The sequence below is a fragment of the Mycobacterium shunyiense genome, from assembly GCF_058270075.1.
Genome location: NZ_JBZDPU010000015.1, coordinates 845,023 through 862,927 on the forward strand (window position 1 = coordinate 845,023; position 17,905 = coordinate 862,927).

Annotated in this window: 16 protein-coding genes; 4 read left to right on the plus strand and 12 right to left on the minus strand. The window is 67.5% G+C overall.

The features are described from left to right. Position 1: 1 nt before the first annotated feature. Positions 2–1,957 carry an aconitate hydratase gene (locus AC4ELH_RS18335; RefSeq protein ID WP_498885843.1) on the plus strand — a complete coding sequence of 652 codons (1,956 nt, stop codon included), beginning with the start codon at positions 2–4 and terminating at the stop codon, positions 1,955–1,957. A 47-nt stretch (positions 1,958–2,004) separates the two neighbouring features. Further along, positions 2,005–2,841 (plus strand): alpha/beta fold hydrolase, encoded by an 837-nt coding sequence (locus AC4ELH_RS18340; protein WP_448443705.1) that lies wholly within the window; start codon positions 2,005–2,007, stop codon positions 2,839–2,841. A gap of 23 nt (positions 2,842–2,864) precedes the next feature. Here AC4ELH_RS18340 and AC4ELH_RS18345 read toward each other — a convergent pair whose 3' ends face one another. After that, on the minus strand, positions 2,865–3,992 hold the full coding sequence (locus AC4ELH_RS18345) for a glycosyltransferase family 4 protein (protein WP_448443707.1): 1,128 nt from the start codon (positions 3,990–3,992) through the stop codon (positions 2,865–2,867). Positions 3,993–4,081: 89 nt separating this feature from the next. Between AC4ELH_RS18345 and AC4ELH_RS18350 the strand changes: the two genes are divergently transcribed. Continuing rightward, on the plus strand, positions 4,082–4,774 hold the full coding sequence (locus AC4ELH_RS18350) for a DsbA family protein (protein ID WP_064957041.1): 693 nt from the start codon (positions 4,082–4,084) through the stop codon (positions 4,772–4,774). Here the strand turns inward: AC4ELH_RS18350 and AC4ELH_RS18355 are convergent. The 11 genes from AC4ELH_RS18355 to AC4ELH_RS18405 all read right to left on the minus strand — a co-directional run bounded on the left by AC4ELH_RS18355 (position 4,758) and on the right by AC4ELH_RS18405 (position 17,173). Next, positions 4,758–5,252, minus strand: coding sequence for a DUF3592 domain-containing protein (locus tag AC4ELH_RS18355; RefSeq protein WP_064886832.1), 495 nt, complete (start codon positions 5,250–5,252; stop codon positions 4,758–4,760). The genes AC4ELH_RS18350 and AC4ELH_RS18355 overlap by 17 nt on opposite strands. Positions 5,253–5,284: 32 nt before the next feature. Continuing rightward, on the minus strand, positions 5,285–6,943 hold the full coding sequence (gene menD / locus AC4ELH_RS18360) for a 2-succinyl-5-enolpyruvyl-6-hydroxy-3-cyclohexene-1-carboxylic-acid synthase (protein ID WP_498885846.1): 1,659 nt from the start codon (positions 6,941–6,943) through the stop codon (positions 5,285–5,287). A gap of 16 nt (positions 6,944–6,959) precedes the next feature. Further along, positions 6,960–7,760, minus strand: a complete 801-nt coding sequence (locus AC4ELH_RS18365; protein WP_055110380.1) for an alpha/beta fold hydrolase — start codon at positions 7,758–7,760, stop codon at positions 6,960–6,962. Positions 7,761–7,797: 37 nt separating this feature from the next. Continuing rightward, the gene (locus AC4ELH_RS18370) at positions 7,798–8,523 is read right to left on the minus strand and encodes a DJ-1/PfpI family protein (protein ID WP_448443712.1); all 726 of its coding nucleotides are present in this window, start codon (positions 8,521–8,523) and stop codon (positions 7,798–7,800) included. A gap of 11 nt (positions 8,524–8,534) precedes the next feature. Beyond that, on the minus strand, positions 8,535–9,503 hold the full coding sequence (locus AC4ELH_RS18375; protein WP_448443714.1) for a GlxA family transcriptional regulator: 969 nt from the start codon (positions 9,501–9,503) through the stop codon (positions 8,535–8,537). Positions 9,504–9,582: 79 nt separating this feature from the next. After that, a complete protein-coding gene (locus AC4ELH_RS18380; protein WP_498885848.1) occupies positions 9,583–10,728 on the minus strand; it encodes an LLM class flavin-dependent oxidoreductase in 1,146 nt (381 codons plus the stop codon). A 5-nt stretch (positions 10,729–10,733) separates the two neighbouring features. Next, complete coding sequence (locus tag AC4ELH_RS18385; protein ID WP_064886782.1) at positions 10,734–11,879, minus strand: LLM class flavin-dependent oxidoreductase; 1,146 nt, start codon at positions 11,877–11,879, stop codon at positions 10,734–10,736. Positions 11,880–11,924: 45 nt separating this feature from the next. Continuing rightward, the gene (locus tag AC4ELH_RS18390) at positions 11,925–12,893 is read right to left on the minus strand and encodes an o-succinylbenzoate synthase (RefSeq protein ID WP_448444173.1); all 969 of its coding nucleotides are present in this window, start codon (positions 12,891–12,893) and stop codon (positions 11,925–11,927) included. A gap of 26 nt (positions 12,894–12,919) precedes the next feature. Continuing rightward, positions 12,920–13,882, minus strand: coding sequence for an esterase family protein (locus AC4ELH_RS18395; RefSeq protein ID WP_064957185.1), 963 nt, complete (start codon positions 13,880–13,882; stop codon positions 12,920–12,922). A 76-nt stretch (positions 13,883–13,958) separates the two neighbouring features. Next, positions 13,959–15,524, minus strand: a complete 1,566-nt coding sequence (locus AC4ELH_RS18400; RefSeq protein WP_498885851.1) for a long-chain-fatty-acid--CoA ligase — start codon at positions 15,522–15,524, stop codon at positions 13,959–13,961. A gap of 29 nt (positions 15,525–15,553) precedes the next feature. Further along, positions 15,554–17,173, minus strand: a complete 1,620-nt coding sequence (locus AC4ELH_RS18405) for an amidohydrolase (RefSeq protein ID WP_498885852.1) — start codon at positions 17,171–17,173, stop codon at positions 15,554–15,556. 215 nt (positions 17,174–17,388) lie between these two features. Between AC4ELH_RS18405 and AC4ELH_RS18410 the strand changes: the two genes are divergently transcribed. Next, complete coding sequence (locus tag AC4ELH_RS18410; protein ID WP_055110391.1) at positions 17,389–17,847, plus strand: YciI family protein; 459 nt, start codon at positions 17,389–17,391, stop codon at positions 17,845–17,847. Positions 17,848–17,905 lie beyond the last annotated feature (58 nt).

Consider the following 17,905-nt stretch of genomic DNA (forward strand, 5'->3'; position numbering starts at 1 on the left):
AATGCCGGAGAGCGTCACACAGAAGTTGATCGGGTCCCATCTCGTCTCCGGGTCGATGACGCCCGGGGACGAGATCGCGATCCGGATCGACCAGACGTTGACCCAGGACGCGACGGGAACGCTGGTGATGCAGGAGCTCGAAGCACTCGGGCTCGATCGCGCCCGCACCGAGGTCAGCGTTCAGTACGTCGACCACAACCTGCTGCAGACCGACGAGAAGAACGCCGAGGATCACGAATATCTGCGGACCGCGGCGCAACATTTCGGGCTGTGGTTCTCCAAGCCCGGCAACGGCGTCTCCCACCCCACGCATATGCAGCGCTTCGGCATACCCGGCAAGACGATGGTGGGTTCGGACTCCCACACTCCGGCAGCCGGATCACTGGGAATGCTGGCGATCGGTGTCGGCGGGCTCGAAGTGGCGCTGGCCATCGCCGGCGAGCCGCTGCACCTGCGGGCACCTCAGGTGTGGGGCGTCCGATTGGAAGGCGAGCTCCCGCAATGGTGTTCGGCGAAAGACGTCATCCTCGAAATGCTGCGGCGCCATGACGTCAAGGGCGGCGTCAACCGCATCATCGAGTACTACGGTCCCGGTCTGGCCGGGCTGTCGGCCATGGACCGGCATGTCATCGCGAACATGGGCGCCGAGCTCGGGGCCACCACCACCGTCTTCCCCAGCGACGAAGCGGTGCGTGACTTTCTCACCGGCGAGGATCGCGGTGACGACTGGACCGAACTCGTCGCCGACGACGGCGCGCAATACGACATCGACGAGGTCATCGACCTGTCGGTGCTCGAACCGCTGATCGCCAGACCGTCGTCGCCGGGCAACGTCGTGCCGGTGTCGGAGGTGGCCGGTGAGCCCGTCGCGCAGGTCGTCATCGGCTCCAGCGCCAATCCCGGATTACGCGACTTCGCGATCGCAGCGGCCATGGTGCACGGCCGCCAGACCTCGCCCGACGTCAGCTTCGATGTCAACCCCACCTCCCGCGAGATCCTCACCGACCTGACGAGAATGGGCGCCACGACCCAACTCGTCATCAACGGCGCGCGCATCCATCAGGCCGGCTGCATGGGCTGCATCGGCATGGGCCAGGCTCCGGCCACTGGCCGGAACTCGCTGCGGACCATGCCCCGCAACTTCCCCGGCCGGTCCGGCACCAAGGAGGACTCGGTGTGGCTGTGCTCACCGGAAACCGCTGCGGCATCGGCGATCACGGGGGTCATCACCGATCCGCGGCAGTGGGCCGCCGACAACGGCATCGAGTATCCCGAGCTCGATCTGCCCACCCATTTCAGCGTCAACACCGCCATGCTGGTCGCCCCGGTCGCACTCGAGCAGGCCCGGGCCGTCGAGGTCGTCAAGGGCCCCAACATCTCCAGTCTTCCCGAGCTGACCCCGCTGCCCGATGCAGTGACGGCCCCGGTCCTGCTCAAGGTCGGCGACAACATCTCCACCGACGAGATCTCACCGGCAGGCGCGCGTGCCCTGCCGTTCCGGTCCAACATTCCCAAGCTGGCCATGTTCAGCTTCACCCAGATCGACGAGAGCTATCCGGAACGGGCGCAGTCCGCCGCGAACGGCCACATCATCGTCGGCGGGGAGAACTACGGTCAGGGCTCATCGCGCGAACATGCCGCGATCGCGCCACGCTATCTCGGGCTGCAGGTCGTGATCGCCAAGTCCTTCGCCCGTATCCATTGGCAAAATCTCGCCAATTTCGGTGTGCTGGCACTGGAATTCGTCGATCCGGCCGACTACGACGGCGTCGCTCAGGGTGACGTGCTTTCCCTCACCAACGTACGCCAGGCGTTGACCGACGGCCTTCCGATGACCGTTACCAACGCCACGAAGGGCACGAGTTTCCCGGTGCAGCACAGACTTTCATCGCGCCAGATCCAGCACGTCCTGGCCGGCGGCCTCATCCCGTGGCTGGCCGCCCAGCAGAAGAACTAGGCCGAGAACCCCGCCGGCAAAGCGCGGATGGGCGTAGCGTCGAGCACATGCCTAAGATCACGACTTCTGACAATGTCGAGATTTTCTATCGGGACTGGGGCTCCGGCCAGCCGATCGTCTTCAGTCACGGCTGGCCGTTGTCCGCCGACGACTGGGACACGTTCATGCTGTTCTTCCTTCAGCACGGCTATCGGGTTGTCGCTGTCGACCGGCGTGGGCACGGGCGCTCCTCCCACGTGGCCGACGGTCACGACATGGACCACTACGCCGACGACCTCGCCGCGGTGGTCAAGCACCTCGATCTGCACGACGCCATCCACGTCGGCCACTCCACCGGCGGGGGTGAGCTGGTGCGCTACCTGGCCCGTCACGGGCTGGATCGGGCGGCGCATGCGGTCCTGATCAGCTCGGTGCCGCCGCTGATGGTCAAGACCGACGCCAACCCGGGCGGCCTGCCCAAGTCGGTGTTCGACGATCTGCAGGCGCAGCTGGCGGCGAACCGCTCGGTGTTCTACCGCGCCCTGCCGTCAGGTCCGTTCTACGGCTTCAATCGCGAACAGGAGAAAACTCCCCAGCCTGCCCGCGAGGCGATCATCGCCAATTGGTGGCGCCAGGGCATGATGGGCGACCCCAAGGCCCACTACGACGGCATCGTCGCCTTCTCCCAGACGGATTTCACCGAGGACCTCAAGAAGATCACCTTGCCGTCACTGGTGATGCACGGCGAAGACGACCAGATCGTGCCGTACGCGGATTCTGGTCCGCTGTCGGCGAAGCTGCTGCCCAACGGGACCCTCAAGAGCTACCCCGGTTTCCCGCACGGCATGCCGACCACCCGCGCCGAGACCATCATGGCGGATCTGCTGGAGTGGCTGCGGTCCTGAAACCGGTTGGAGCAGTAGCCAAGTCAGGCGGCGCGCAGCCGGCGTAGGCCCTGCACGGCTTCGTAGTGCCCGATCAGCTCGTCACAGATGGCCGGCCAGGTGCGGCTCAGCACGCTGCGCCGAGCGGCCACCGAGTAGCGCGACCGCTCGGCGATCAGGTGCTCCACAGAAGCGGGTAGCGCGGACTCGAATTCGTCCACGGGCAGCAACAGTCCAGTGCGGTAGGGCGCCACCAGATCTCGAGGCCCACCGGCGTCGGGAGCGATCACCGGCAGTCCCGAGGCCATCGCCTCCTGCACGGCCTGACAGAACGTCTCGTGCTCGCCGGGGTGGACGAACACGTCCATGCTCGCGTAGGCCGCCGCCAGTTCCGGGCCGTGCAGTTCACCGGTGAAAACCGCCGATGGCAGCACAGATTCGAGCTTGGCCCGGTCCACCCCGTCACCCACCACCACCAGCTGCAGGTCGTCGCGCCCGGCCAGCGCGGCCAGCCGCTCCACGTGCTTCTCCGGCGCCAACCGTCCGACGAACCCGACGACCGGCTTGCCCTCGGCCGACCACGACGCCCGCAGCTGCTCATCGCGAGCCGACGGGGCGAACCCGGTGATGTCCACGCCGCGTCCCCACTTGAACACTCGGGGAATCCGATGGGCCTCAAGGTTTTCCATCGCCGAGGTGGACGGCGCCAAGGTGCGGTCGGCCTTGCTGTGCAGACGCCGGGTCCATGCCCATGATGCCCGCGACAGCACGCCAACGCCGTAGCTCTCGGCGAAACCGGCGACATCGGTCTGGAACACGGCCACCGACGGCACGCCGAGGTGGCGGGCGGCGTGTACGCCGCCCCAGCCGAGCAGCGCGGGCGAGGCCAGGTGCACAACGTCGGGGTCGAAGCCGCGCAGCACATTGACCATCCGCGGCCGCGGCACGCCCAGCGGCAGCGAGGTCACCTTGGGAAACATTCGCGAAGGCACCCGGTGCACCCGCACACCGTCATGGACCCGTTCGGCAGGCGGCTGACCCCGCGGGGTGTCCGGGGCGATGACGAGTACCTCGTGGCCGGTGCGGCGGAGATGCTCGATCACCCGAAGCACCGAGTTGGTGACGCCGTTGACATTCGGGAGGAAGGACTCTGCAACGATCGCAACGCGCACACCAAGATAGTCCCAGCGGCACCTGTCCCCGAGGTAGCGTCCGGGGATACGACACGCTAAAACCTGATGCCCGGGTCTAGGGTTGGCGAATGCGATTACCGCGCGTTGCTGCAGCGATGCTGGCCGTGGTGGCCCTGTCCGTCGCCGGTGCCACCTCCGGTTGCACCCGACTGGTCGACGGCACCGCGCAGGCCAACAGCAACAAGCCCGGCAGCGAGATCACCGAGGACGGCTGGGGTATCCAGATCGGCTTCCCGGATGCGCCTGCCCAGATCGAGTTTTTCACCGAACCGCAGTGCCCGGCCTGCGCCCACCTGCAACATGAGTCCGGCGATGCCATCGCCGCGGCCATCGGCCAGGGCCAGCTGGCCGTGACCTACCGGCCGCTGACCTTCCTGGACCGGATGGGCACCGAGTACTCGGCCCACGTGGCCAACGCGCTGTTCCTGGCCGCCGGCCCGGGCACCACGGGCATGGCGTTCCAGGCATTTGTTCAGGACCTCTGGGGCCACCAGGAGCCCGAGGGCTCGCCCGGCCCGACCGACGACGAGATCGCCGCGATGGCATCCGGGAGCGGGGTCGGCAGCGAGCAGACCGACAAGATCGCGGCCGGCGCGCAGGCCATCGACTCCGAACAACTCAACGAGGCCAACGCCGAACTGCTCAGCGAAACCCAATACGAGGTGTCCACCCCGGCGATCTACGACCTCGTCGGCGAAGAGGTCGTCGATATCAGCGACCCGGACTGGCTGGCCAAACTGCTTGCTACGCCGAGGAGTTGACGGTTCCGGTTGAGCTGGGCCGGCGCTGCAGAAAAGCCAGCAGCGCCAACGCCGCAGCCGCCACCAGCCAGCCCACCACCGCGATCGATCCGGCCGGGATGATCGCCAGTGACGCGTCGCGGTCTCGCACCCGCACCAGATCGGGATTGTTCTTGTCGTACTCGACGTAGATCCGCATCCCGGTATCGAGCTCCGAGGGGTACAGCACCCCCAGCTCGGGGCGGTAGGTCACCCGGTCCGGCGTGACGAACTCGATGGTCGAGCGCCGCGGTCCGGCGCTGAGCACCTCGGCCGCGGCCACCCCCATGTTCCGCTCGATCTGCTGGTCGTTACGCCAGGCGCCCATCACCAACAGCACAGACTGCAACGTGACCAGGCAGGCGGCGATCACCACGCCGATCCGCACCCGCCGGATGATCCGCTGCGAGCGGGTCTCCCCCGGCTCGCCGTACAGGTGCGGGATCAATGGCTGCACCATTGCCCGCAACCGCGCCGCGATCTGTGCGGGCCTCACAAGGCTGCCTTGATCGACGCGTGCAGGGCACGCAGCGACGACCGGTCGGCCTTCACCTCCAGCACCCGCATGCCGTCGAAGGGTTCGGCCAGGGCCGCGCCGAGCGCGTCGGCCTCAACCTGCCCGCACTCGACGTGATAGGCCCGGCACAGCGCCGCGATGTCCACATCGTGCGGCGTGCCGAAGATCCGGGAAGACACGTCGGAAAACCGCGGATCACCCTGTTCCAGCAGCTCGAAGATGCCGCCGCCGTTGTCGTTGGACACCACGATCGTCAGGTTCCGTGGCGTCGGCTCGGTGGGCCCGATCAACAACCCCGAGCTGTCGTGGACGAAGGTCAGATCGCCGATCAGCGCGAGGGTCCGGCCGTCGTGCGCCAGCGCCGCGCCGATCGCCGTCGACACCGTGCCGTCGATACCGGCCACACCACGGTTGGACCGCACCTTGACGCCCTCGGTGGTCAGCCCGACCAGGGCGGCATCGCGCACCGGGTTGGACGCCCCGAGCACCAGCTGATCCCCCGGGCGCAACGCATCGGCGACCACCGCGGCCACGTGCAGGCCGGTGGTCAGCGGGTGGGCCTCGAGTTGTTGACGCACCGCAGCCACCGCGTGCCGGTTCACCTCGGCGCAGCGGTTCAGCCAGGCCGGGTCCGGGGTTCCGGTCGCCACCGCCCGGGTACCGGTGGCCATCGAGTTGCCGGAGACGTCGGGCCAGCGCGGACCGGTCGTCAGCGCGTAGACCGGCACCGCCGGATCGGCCAGCAGCGCCGACACCGGCCGGTGCAACGTGGGCCGGCCCAGCATGATGACCTGCTTGGGATGCACCAGGCGAAGTGCCAGCGGGTGCAGCGGGTTGGCGGGCAACGGCGCGGTGGGCTCGGCCACCGTCGGCAGACCGGCCAGGTTGGGGTGCACGCCGGCGCCGTGCCCGGCGATCACCACCGTGTCCGGGGTGAGGTCGATCTCCAGCGGCTGATCGAAGCTCACCGCCGGTGTGTACGTCCACGGCTTGCCGTCCGGACGGCCTTCCGACGAGCGCTCGCGCGAGGAGCCGACAAACCCCGGGAGCGACTCGTCCGCGTGCACACTGTCAGGCACCAGCGGTTCGCGCAGCGGGATGTCGAACTGCACCGGGCCCGCGTTGGCGGTGCGTGATCCGGTGGCCGCCGCCAGCACCCGGCAGGTCGCCGAACGCCACTGGGCGTTGAGTGAGTCCAGCTGTTCCGGGCGGTCTTCAGCCAGGCCGAGGCTGATGTTGGCCCGCACCTGGGTACCGAAGTAACCCAACTGCTCGAAGGTCTGATTGGCGCCGGTGCCCAACATTTCATAGGGCCGGTTGGCGCTCAGCACGATCAGCGGCACCCGGGCGTAGTTGGCCTCCACGACCGCAGGGCCGAGATTGGCCACCGCGGTGCCCGAGGTCATCGCGATGCAGACCGGCGCCCGTTCTGCCACTGCAAGACCGATCGCCAGGTACCCGGCCGTGCGCTCGTCGATGCGAACGTGCAGACGGATCCGGCCGGCCCGATCGGCGTCAGACAGCGCGAACGCCAGCGGGGCGTTACGCGAGCCCGGGCACAGCACGACATCGCGGACGCCGCCGCGGATGAGTTCGTCGACGACTACGCGCGCCTGTGCCGTCGAGGGGTTCACCACTTCACCTTATTCGTCAGTACTGGCCGGTCTGGCCGGTCTGCCCGGCCAGGAACTCGAGCAGCACGGCGTTCACGGCGTCGGGCTTCTCGATGAAGCCGAGGTGACCGGTGTCGGGGATCTCCAGGTAACGGGCGGTGGGAATCGCATCGGCCACCTCACGGCCCAGATGCGGCGGCAGCACCACATCGTCGGCGAACCCGATGACCAGCACCGGAGTGGTGATCGCCTGGTACGCCGGCAGCCGGTTGCCCACCGGACCAGCGTCGGACTGGGCGGCGAGACCGGGAGTCTGCTTGGTCGGCCACATGGTGAACATCTCACTCCAGTCGCGCACCAACGCGTCGTCGTTGAGCGTCTTGGGCGAAAAACTCTCCATCATCCGGAGCTTGGCGTCGAACGTGGGCGGCAGCTGCACGCCTGAGGCCGCCAGGTCACGCTCGGCGGTGCGGAAGAACTCGCGGGCCCGGTCGTGACGGCCACGGGTGGCCATCAACACGGCCGACCGCACCAGATCGGGACGCGCCAACATCAGCTCCTGTGCGATGAACGACCCCATCGACACACCCACGATGTGCGCCGGGGCCGCCCCGAGCTTCTCGATCAGCTCGGCGGTGTCGGCCACCATCTGCTCGGTGCCGAATCCCTGGGCGTTCTCCGTCGCGCCGACCCCGCGGTTGTCGAAGGTGATGACGCGGTAGCCGGCCCGCTGCAGCGCCGGGACCTGGTGCAGGTGCCAGGTGCGGCCCGCACCACCGCGGCCGGCGATGAACAGCACCGGGTCGCCCTTGCCTCGCTCGTCATATGCCAGATTCACCCGGCCGACGCTACTCGATCACGACCAGTGCACCAGATCACGCAGTGCGACGGCCCCGGACCTTCCTGATCGCCTGATCCCACGCCAGCAACACCCCCGCCTTGAGCGGTTCGGGCTTGATCATGTCCTTGCTCAGCAGCGCGGTGGCACCGGCTTTGGTGGCCGCGCTCGCCTTCGACATATGCCCGGAATCGAACGGCGGCTGCGGGTCGTACTCGATCATCAGCTGAATGGCCTTCGCCTTCGCCTCGCCGCCGATCTGGCCCGCCAGCCAGACGGCCAGGTCGATCCCGGCCGAGACGCCCGCCGCGGTGATCACCTTCCCGTCCGGGTCGGCCCGTACGATGCGCTGATCCCCGACCGGTGTCACACCCATCATCTTCAATGCGCTCAGCACCGACCAGTGCGACGTCGCACGTTTCCCGTCGAGCAGGCCCGCCGCGGCCAGCACCACCGAACCCGAGCACACCGACGCCATCCAGGTCGTTCCCCGATAGACCTGACGCAGCCAGCCGAGCACCTTGTCGTCGCGGGCGGCCATGGTGGTGCCGGGGCCGCCGGGCACCAGCACCACGTCGGGTGACGGGGTTTCGTCGAAACTGTGGGTGGCCCCCACCGTCAGCACGCCGGAGTCGGCGGTGATGGGCCCCGGCTCGTGCCAGACGAACCGCACGTCCGCGTCGGGCAAGTTGCGCAACACTTCGTAGGGCCCGATGAAGTCGAGCGCGGTGAAGCTGGGGTACAGCACGATGGCGATCTGCATGGTGTTTCCTTTCACGCGAAGGTCTTGCGGTACTGGTCGGGCGAAATGCCCAGGCGCCGAACGAAGTTGCGCCGCATGGTTTCGGCGGTGCCGAATCCGCAGCGGGCGGCGATGACGGTGACGGTGTCGTCGGACTCCTCCAGCTGGCGTCGCGCGGCATCGGTGCGGATACGTTCCACGTAGGCACCCGGCGCCTCACCGACCTCGTCGGTGAACACCCGGGTGAAATGCCTTGGGCTCATCGCCGCCCGTCGGGCCAGCTCGGAAATGCTGTGCACCCCACCGGGTTCGACCTCGATGGATTCCTGCACCACGCGGATCGGGGCACGCTTGGCCCGCGGCATCCACACCGGTGCGGCGAACTGGGTCTGACCGCCGGGCCGGCGCAGGTACAACACGAGATAGCGCGCGACCGTCTGGGCGATGTCGGTGCCGTAGTCGTCTTCGACGAGCGACAACGCCAGGTCGATGCCTGCGGTCACTCCCGCCGCCGTCCATACCCGCTCGGAGCTTCTGACGAAGATCGGTTCGGGATCGACTGACACCGAGGGGAATTCGTCAGCCATCCGGCGGGCGGATGACCAGTGCGTGGTGGCGGGGCAACCGTCGAGCAGTCCGGCCTGGGCGGCCAGGAACGCACCGGTGCACACGCTGACGACGCGGCGGGCGTTGCGCGCGGCCGTGCTGATCCAGTCGATGACCGCCGGGTTGGCCCGCGCGGCATCGGTGCCGATCCCACCCGGTATGACGATGGTGTCGATCGGACCGTGCGGGTCAGGCAGCGGCGCGGCGACGAACTCCAGCCCGGTGAGGGTGCTGACGGGCTGCCCGTCCGCCGAGGTCACCGTGACGGCATAGCCGTCGCCAGGTCTGCCCAGGCCGGCCAGTGCCAGCGTGGCGGTGGAGAACACGTCGAAGGGCCCGACGAGGTCCAGCGCCTGCACCCCGGCGTAGCCCAGGATCACCACCGATCGCGTCACCTCTTCAGTGTTCGCGACGTCGGCGATGGCGTCTACGTCACGTACCCCACAAATCAGGACATGGGCCGGCACCCGGGCTCTAGAGTTTCTTGATCCCGCGCACCACCCGGTAGAACGACGGCACCGTCGCCACACCGTGCCGCAGACTGCGCTGCATCAGGCCGCCGTTGGTCAGCACGAGGTGGCGCACGCCGCAATCCCGCCACTCGGCCACCCGGTCCAGCACCTCGTCGGGCGTCCCGATCAGCCCCATGTCCCGCATCAGGTGCGGCGTGATGCCCTTGATGTGGGAGAGCGCGGTCTGCTCGTCCCAGTCCTGGGGCAGGATGTCCTGTCCGCCGGAGAAACCCACTCCCAGTGGATGCTCTGCGCCGCGCCGCGCGAAGTACTCATCGGACGCACTGAGGCAACCTGCCCGCATCACCTCGGATTCCAGGGCATCGTCGACCTCGGCGCGGCTGCGCGCCGTCACGACCATCACCAACAGCGCCGGGGTGATGGCCATCGGGTCTCGGCCCGCGTCGGATGCGGCCCCGCGCACCACCTCCAGCCGCTGGGCATAATCCTGGGGCGAGTGTGGGAACGCCGGGAAGAACCCGTCACCGTAGCGTCCGGCGATACGCAACATCCTGGGGCCGTGCGCGGCAACCCAGATCGGCGGCCACTTGCCCCGGTAGGGCGGCAGGTCGAAGATCGCGTTGCGCAGCGGGAAGAACGGCGAATCACGGTTGACCAGTTCACCATTCGAGTCCCAAAAGGCACGGATCGTGGCCATCGCCTCCTCGAACCGGGCCACCGGTTTCGACCAATCCACACCATAGGGCTCATTGCCCTCGCGCTCGCCGGGGCCGATACCGAAGATGAAGCGCCCCTTGGTCAGCAGCTGCATGGTTGCCGCCGCCTGAGCGCTGACGGCCGGGTTCCGGCGCCCGGCATCGGTGACACAGATGCCGAGCGGCAACCGCGCGAAGCGGTTGCGCGCCGCGAGCTTCCCCAGCATCGTCCACGGTTCCATGCAGGCATCGACAGAGGGGACCAACTTGGCTGCAGCGCAGTACTTCTCCTGCCACAACGCCCGGGGGAATATCGCGTTGAGATGGTCGGGTACCCAGAAGGAATCGACCCGGGCACCGACGGCCGACAGATAATTGGCGCTGGTGAAGGTGTCTGCCGCCGGCTTGCTCGCGGTGATCAAGTCCAACAGGCCGACCTGCAGACCGCCCATGGGGATCAGAGCTTCTTCAGCTTGCGGATGACCTGGCTGTACAGCAGTTGCGACGTCAGGCCCCTGCGGAGCGTGCCCTGCAGCGGACCGACATTCGCCAGCACCAGGTACCGAACACCGTGGTGGCGCCACTCCGCCGCCTGCTCGACGATCTCATCCACTGTCCCGCACAGGTACATCTCCCGCAGCAGCGACGTCGGAACCGCCTTGACATAGGACAGCGCCGTCTCCTCATCCCAGTCCTGGGGCAGGATGTCCTGCGCGCCCGAGAAACCGACGCCCAGCGGGTGCTGAGCACCGTGTCGGGCGTAGAAATCATCGGGTGCGTTCAGGGCACCGGCCTTGAGGACCGCCGATTCCAGTGCCTCGTCGAGGTCGTCGGGCGTGCGCGCCGGCACGACCATCATCCACAGGGCAGGGGTGATGGCCATCGGATCGCGCCCGGCGTCGGAGGCAGTCGACCGCACGACCTCGAGACGCTGGGCATATTCCTGCGGCGCATGGGGGAACGCGGGAAAGAACCCGTCGGCGTAGCGGCCCGCGGCCCGCAGCATCCTCGGACCGTGCGCGGCAATCCAGATCTCGGGCCAGCGTCCGCGGTACGCGGGCAGGTCGAAGATCGCGTTGCGCAGCGGAAAGAACGGCGAATCACGGTTGACCAGTTCACCATTCGAATCCCACAGGGTCCGGATGGTGGCCATCGCCTCTTCGAACCGGGCCACCGGTTTTGCCCAATCCACCCCGTAGGGTTCGTTGCCCTCGCGTTCTCCGGCGCCGATGCCGAGGATGAACCGGCCCTTCGTGAGCAGGTTCATCGTCGCAGCGGCCTGCGCGGTGACGGCCGGGTTGCGCCGGCCGGTGTCGGTCACCCCCACTCCCAACCTGAGCCGCGCAACCCGGTTGCGGGCGGCGAGATTACCCAGCATCGTCCACGGCTCCAGGTAGGCATCGGCCGAGGGCAGCATCTTGGCGCCACCGCAGAACTTCGGCTGCCACAACGATCGGGGGAACAGCGCGTTGAGGTGGTCGGGCACCCAGAACGAGTCGACGCCTCCGGCGACCGCACTCAGGTAGTTTGCCCGGGTGAACAGGTCCACGGTGGGCCGGGAGGCGATCGTCGGGTCCATGATGCCGACGCGAAATCGAGTCATCCAGCGAGTGTCGGACGACCGAGCCGGTTTGCTTAGAGTAGTGCCCTACTCCAATGTCAGTGGGTAGCACTCGCGTACCCGGTTGATCCACCATTGCCGACGCTCCGGCGTCGCTGCCAACGCGGACAGTCGGTCGGGATCCGGCACCACCGTCTCCACCGGCAGGTACCCGTCGACCGGCGCCGGAACCTCGGCGACGTCCGCCACGAAGAATCCGCCCGTGCCCAGTCCGCACGCGTGCTCCAACTCGGGCAGAACGGCGGCGGCCAGCAATCCGCGCGCGATGCCGACCGCTGAATCCAGCGCACTGGACACCACAATCGGGATATCGATCTGCGTGGCGATGTCGAGCATGCGTGCCACCCCGCCCAGCGGTGCCACCTTGAGCACCGCGACATCGGCGGCACGGGCCCGCACCACCCGCAACGGATCAGAGGCCTTGCGGATCGACTCGTCGGCCGCGATCGGCACCGACACCTGCCGCCGCAGCGCGGCCAACTCATCGACCGTCGAACACGGCTGCTCCAGATACTCCAGTGGCCCATCCGCGGTGAGCGCAGCGGCAGCCTCGACTGCCTGCGGCAGCGTCCAGCCTCCGTTGGCATCCACCCGTACCACCGGAACCTGCGCGCGCACGGCGTTGACCCGCGCGACGTCGTCAGCCAGGGTCTGCCCCGGCTCGGCGACCTTGACCTTGGCCGTGCGTGCACCCGGGAACCGCGCCAGCACCTCGGGCACCTGGGCGGCCGGGACCGCGGGCACGGTGGCGTTGATCGGGATGCGATCGCGGTGGACCACAGGCGCCGGCCGGTACGCCGCCTCGATGCCGGCGGCCAACCAGGCCGCCGCCTCCGGCGCCCCGTATTCGACGAACGCGCCGAACTCCCCCCAACCGGCCGGGCCGTCGATCAGCGCCACCTCACGAACGGTGATGCCGCGGAAGCGAACCCGCATCGGCAGGGCCACGACATGCAGACGGTCCAATAGGTCATCCAACGTCGGCGCCGCGTCCATCACGCCGTCAATGATGCCCAATGCGGTCAGGCGGCGCCCAGGGTCCGTTGGATGTCGGGTTTCATCTGGTTCAGCTGCGCACCCCAGTAGCTCCAGGTGTGGGTGCCGGTGGGCGGGAAGTTGAACACCGCGTTGTTTCCGCCCGCCGCGACGTACTGGTCGCGGAAGTTGAAATTGCTCTGCAGCGCGGTGCCTTCCAGAAAGGTGGACGGCAGGTCGCCGCCGCCCAGCTCGCCCGGGGTTCCCGAACCGCAGTACACCCAGATGCGGGTGTGGTTCGCCACCAGGCGCCCCACCTGCAGTGTCGGATCGTTGCGCGCCCACGCCGGATCACCCGGCGGACCCCACATGGCCGCCGAGGAGAAACCACCGGAGTCGTTCATCGCCAAGCCGATCAGACCGGGCCACGGGCCGGCCGAGGGATTCAGGAACGCCGACAACGACCCCGCGTAGCGGAACTGTCCCGGGTAATAGGCGGCCAGGATCAGCGCCGAGCTACCCGACATCGACAGTCCGACCACCGCGTTGCCCGATGCGGACACATTCCGGTTGGCGGCCAGCCACTGCGGCAACTCGCTGGTCAGAAACGTCTCCCACTTGTAGGTCTGCACACCGCCGTTGCCCGCCGCCGGCTGGTACCAGTCGGTGTAGAAGCTCGACATGCCACCGACGGGCATGACCACCGACAACCCCGATTGGTAGAACCACTCGAACGCCGGGGTCTCGATGTCCCAGCCGTTGGCGTCGTCGCGGGCACGCAGGCCGTCCAGCAGATAGACCGCGTGCGAACCGCCGCCTTGGAACTGCACCTTGATATCGCGCCCCATGGCGCCCGACGGAACCGAGAGTGTCTCGACCGGCAAACCGGCTCGTGACCAGGCATTCGCTGTCGGCGGTGAACCGAGAAGACCGGCCGTCACGGCCAACATCAGTGCGGACAAGACCACCAGCCCGCGGGAAAATCCCTGCCGAATATACGTATCCACCATGTCCGCACCCCAGTTCTCGCGCACACGTATGGATTCGAAGCTACTCCGGCTGGAACAGGAAATACAGAGCCAATTTTCACACGGTGGCGCGGTCGCGACCCTCCCAGTAGGGCTTTCGCAGATCCTTCTTGAGGATCTTGCCGGTGGGATTACGCGGCAACTCGTCGACGATGTCGACCGACTTGGGGCATTTGTAGGCGGCCAGATGTTCGCGGGCGAACGCGATCAGGTCTGGCTCGGAAACCTCGCCTTCCAGTGTCACAACGGCTTTCACCGACTCACCCCATTTTTCGTCGGGCACCCCGATCACCGCGACGTCGACGACAGCGGGGTGTTCGGCCAGCACGCGCTCGACCTCGATCGAGTAGATGTTCTCCCCGCCGGAGATGATCATGTCCTTGAGCCGGTCTTCGACGAAGATGTAGCCGCCGTCGTCGACGCGGCCGATGTCGCCGGTGCGGAACCAGCCCTCAGGCGTGATGGCCTCTGCCGTCGACTCCGGGCGGTTCAGATAACCCTTCATCAATTGCGGTGAGCGGAACCATAATTCGCCCTGCTCGCCAGCGGGCACCTCGGCACCGGTGTCGGGATCGACCACCCTGACCTCGGCGCCGGGAACCACGGTGCCCGCACTCATGAGCCGCTCTTCACTGGCCTCACGGTGATCATCGGGCCCCAGCCGGCTGATCGCCCCGGAGACCTCGGTCAGCCCGTACACCTGGATGAACTCTGTCTCCGGCCAGGCCTGCAGCGCAGAACGCAACAGCGGCAACGGCATCGGCGATGCGCCGTAGGCGAAGGTCTTCAACGCACCGAAGAGTTTCACCGCGTCCTCGCCGGTGTCGAACACCTTGGCCAGCACGGCAGGAACGAGGAACGTCCGGTTCGCCCCGGCGAGAATCCCGCCAGCCAAGGCCATCCCGTCGACATCACGCGTCATGTACGTCGGCGCCCCGTGATACAGCCCCCACTGCATGTAGGACGACCCTCCGACGTGGAACAGCGGCATGGCCACCAGACTCTTGTCGCCGGCGCTGAGCGTCCAGCCCTCGAATGCGTTGATCGTGTGGGCGATGACGTTGGAGTGGGTGAGCGCAATGCCTTTGGGCCTGCCGGTGGTGCCCGACGAGTACATGATGATGCACGTGTCGTCGGGCTGAACATCGGCCGAGCGACCCACCGGCGACGCACCGGCGAGCAGCGCCTCGTACTCGTCGCCGTCACCGCCCTCGGGCGTCACGGTCACGATGTGCTCGACGGACGTGAGCCGATCGGCGATGGCGTCGATACCCGGCCGGAGCTCCTCACCGACCACGAGAACCTTGGCCCCGCAGTCGTTGAGCACGTAATCCAACTCGTCGGCGGCGAGCCGGAAGTTGATGATCGCGTTGGCCGCGCCGAGCGACGCGGCCGCGAGCGTCATCTCGACACACGCCACGTGGTTCTTGTCGAGGAATGCCACCACGTCACCACGCCCGACGCCCCACGCACTCAACGCACCGGCCAACCGCTGGACCCTGTCGTACCACTGCGACCAGGTCCAACTGCGACTCAGATAGGTGACCGCTTCCTCGTCAGGCTTTGTGGCCGCCCAGTGGGCGGCCCGTTCGTCGAGAAACTGCGGAGCCGGCAAATCTGACATGTCCAGAGCGTGCCATGGCACGCGAGCCGTCAACCGGCTTTCGGATAAACCTGCTGCCCAGCCAGGAATGTGGCCTGTACTTCCAGGTCGGCGATGCTCTCCGGGGCTGTCGCGCGCGGGTCGGCCGAGACGATCACCAGGTCGGCGTACTTACCGACCTCGAGTGAGCCGATCACGTTGTCGGCGAACAACTGCCACGCGGCGTCGATGGTCTGCGCCCGGATCCCCTGTTCGACGGTGAGCCGCTCCTCGGGGGCGAGCACCCGGCCGCTCGGCGCGGTCCGGGTGACGGCCACGCTGATGTTGCGCAGAGGTTCCTCCGGGGTCACCGGCGGATCGTTGTGCAGCGAGATCCTCATGCCGGTCGCCACTGCCGAGCCCGCGGGCATCCAGCGCCCGCCGTGCTCGGGCCCGAACAGCCCGTCGACGAGGATGTCGCCCCAGTAGTGCAGATGGTCGACGAACATGCTGCAGGTGACCCCGAGGCCGTGCGCACGCTGCAACTGCTCGGGCGTGATCGCGCCGACGTGTTCCAGCCGCAGCCGGTGATCTTTTCGTGGCCAGCGCCCCAGTGCTTCCTCGTAGACGTCCAAAATGGTGTCCACGCCGGCGTCACCGTGCACGTGACAGGCCAGCTGCCAACCCTGCGGGAAAAACGTGCCCACGATCTCGGTGAGCTGTTCCTTCGTGTAGTTGGCGTGGCCGCACGAGCCGGGCACCACACCGATGGTCCGGGTGGCATCGGTGTCCAGGTACGGAAACGTCAGATCGATGTTGCCCACCCATGGCGACCCGTCGACCCAGATCTTGATGCCGACCTGGCGCACGATGTCGTCGCCCTCGGCCGGGCTGGCGTCGGTGTGCAGCGCGGCGGTCGACATCTCATAGGTGCGCAACCGCACCGTCAGCTGGTCGTGCAACTGCGCCAGCAACGGCCGGAACATCGGGTCGAACGCCATCTCCGAGCAGGTGGTCAAGCCGGCCCGGTTCAGCCGCGCGCATTCGGCGGCCAGCATCTCCGGATAGTCGCTGGCCGAGATGGCATCGCCGAGCAGCGGGAACACCGCCCCGGTTTCCTCGGCGGTGCCGTCGAGCTCCCCGTCTGCCGTGCGTCCGTACTTGGCGCCCTTGGGGTCCGGAGTGTCTCTGGTCAGCCCGGCACGGCGGGCGGCCGCGCTGTTGAAGAAGGCCTTGTGGCCCGAGTTGTGCACGATCACCAGCGGCGTGTCGGGCGCGATGCCGTCCAGCCAGGCCAGGGTCGGGTCGGGCAATCCGTCCTGCAGCAACGGATCCCAGCCGTTTAGGAACGCGCCATCGGCTCCGCGCTCGGCGACCTCGGCATTTATCGCGTCGAGCACCTCGCCGGCACTCGGCACGGTGACCGGGCGGATGTCGACGATACGGCCGGAAAGTGCGACCGCCTCCATCAGCGGATGACCATGTGCCTCAACGAAACCCGGCATGACGCAGCCATTGACCTCACGGACATCGGTGCGCTCCCCGACCCAGCCGGCCACGTCGGCCCGGGAGCCGACGGCGACGATGCGCCCGCCGGACACTGCGAGCGCCTCGGCAGTGGGTTGCGTGTCGTCGACCGTGAGGATGGTTCCGTAGAGGACGAGATCGGCGGACTCGCTCGGGCTGGTCATGCCCGGATGTTAGAGCGTCGCCCGTCTTCGAGGAGCCAATGCTGAAGATAGCGGTCATCAGGTGGCCGCAATCTTCAGCGCAAACAGCCGTGGCCTGCGGATTGAGAAATTTTCAGAAAGTTTTCGGCCTGTGTCGATTTTCGCGGGGTGCCGTTCGACGTAGTAACGAGGGCACGATAGGCCGAGCCCTTCCCGACGCACGAAGGAGACACAGAATGTCGCGCTACATGCTGATCATGCGGTCCACCCCCGAGGCCGAGGCCGCGATGGCCGAGGAGAACATCGACTTCGACGAGATCATCGCCCAGATGGGCCGCTACAACGAAGAGCTGATCAAGGCCGGTGTGATGCTGGCCGGCGAGGGCTTGACCGATCCCGACGAGGGCTTCGTCGTCGATTTCAACGCCGATCCCCCGGTGGTCACCGACGGGCCGTACACCGAGGCCAAGGAACTGTTCAACGGGTTCTGGATCCTGGAGGTGTCTTCCAAGGAGGAGGCCAAGCAGTGGGCCCGGAAGTGCCCGCTGGGATGTGGCGTGAAGCTGGAGGTCCGCCGGGTCAGCGAGACCGAAGAGTTTCCACAGGACAACGAGTGGGTCCAGAAGGAAATCCAGTGGAAGGCCGACCTCGCGGAAAAGGCGGCGAAGGCCGCCCGCGCCGCCGCCAACCGCTGATCCGAGCACAAGCCCCGGCGGTCCCTAACCCGCCGGGGCCCGGCTCCGCCCCCCACAT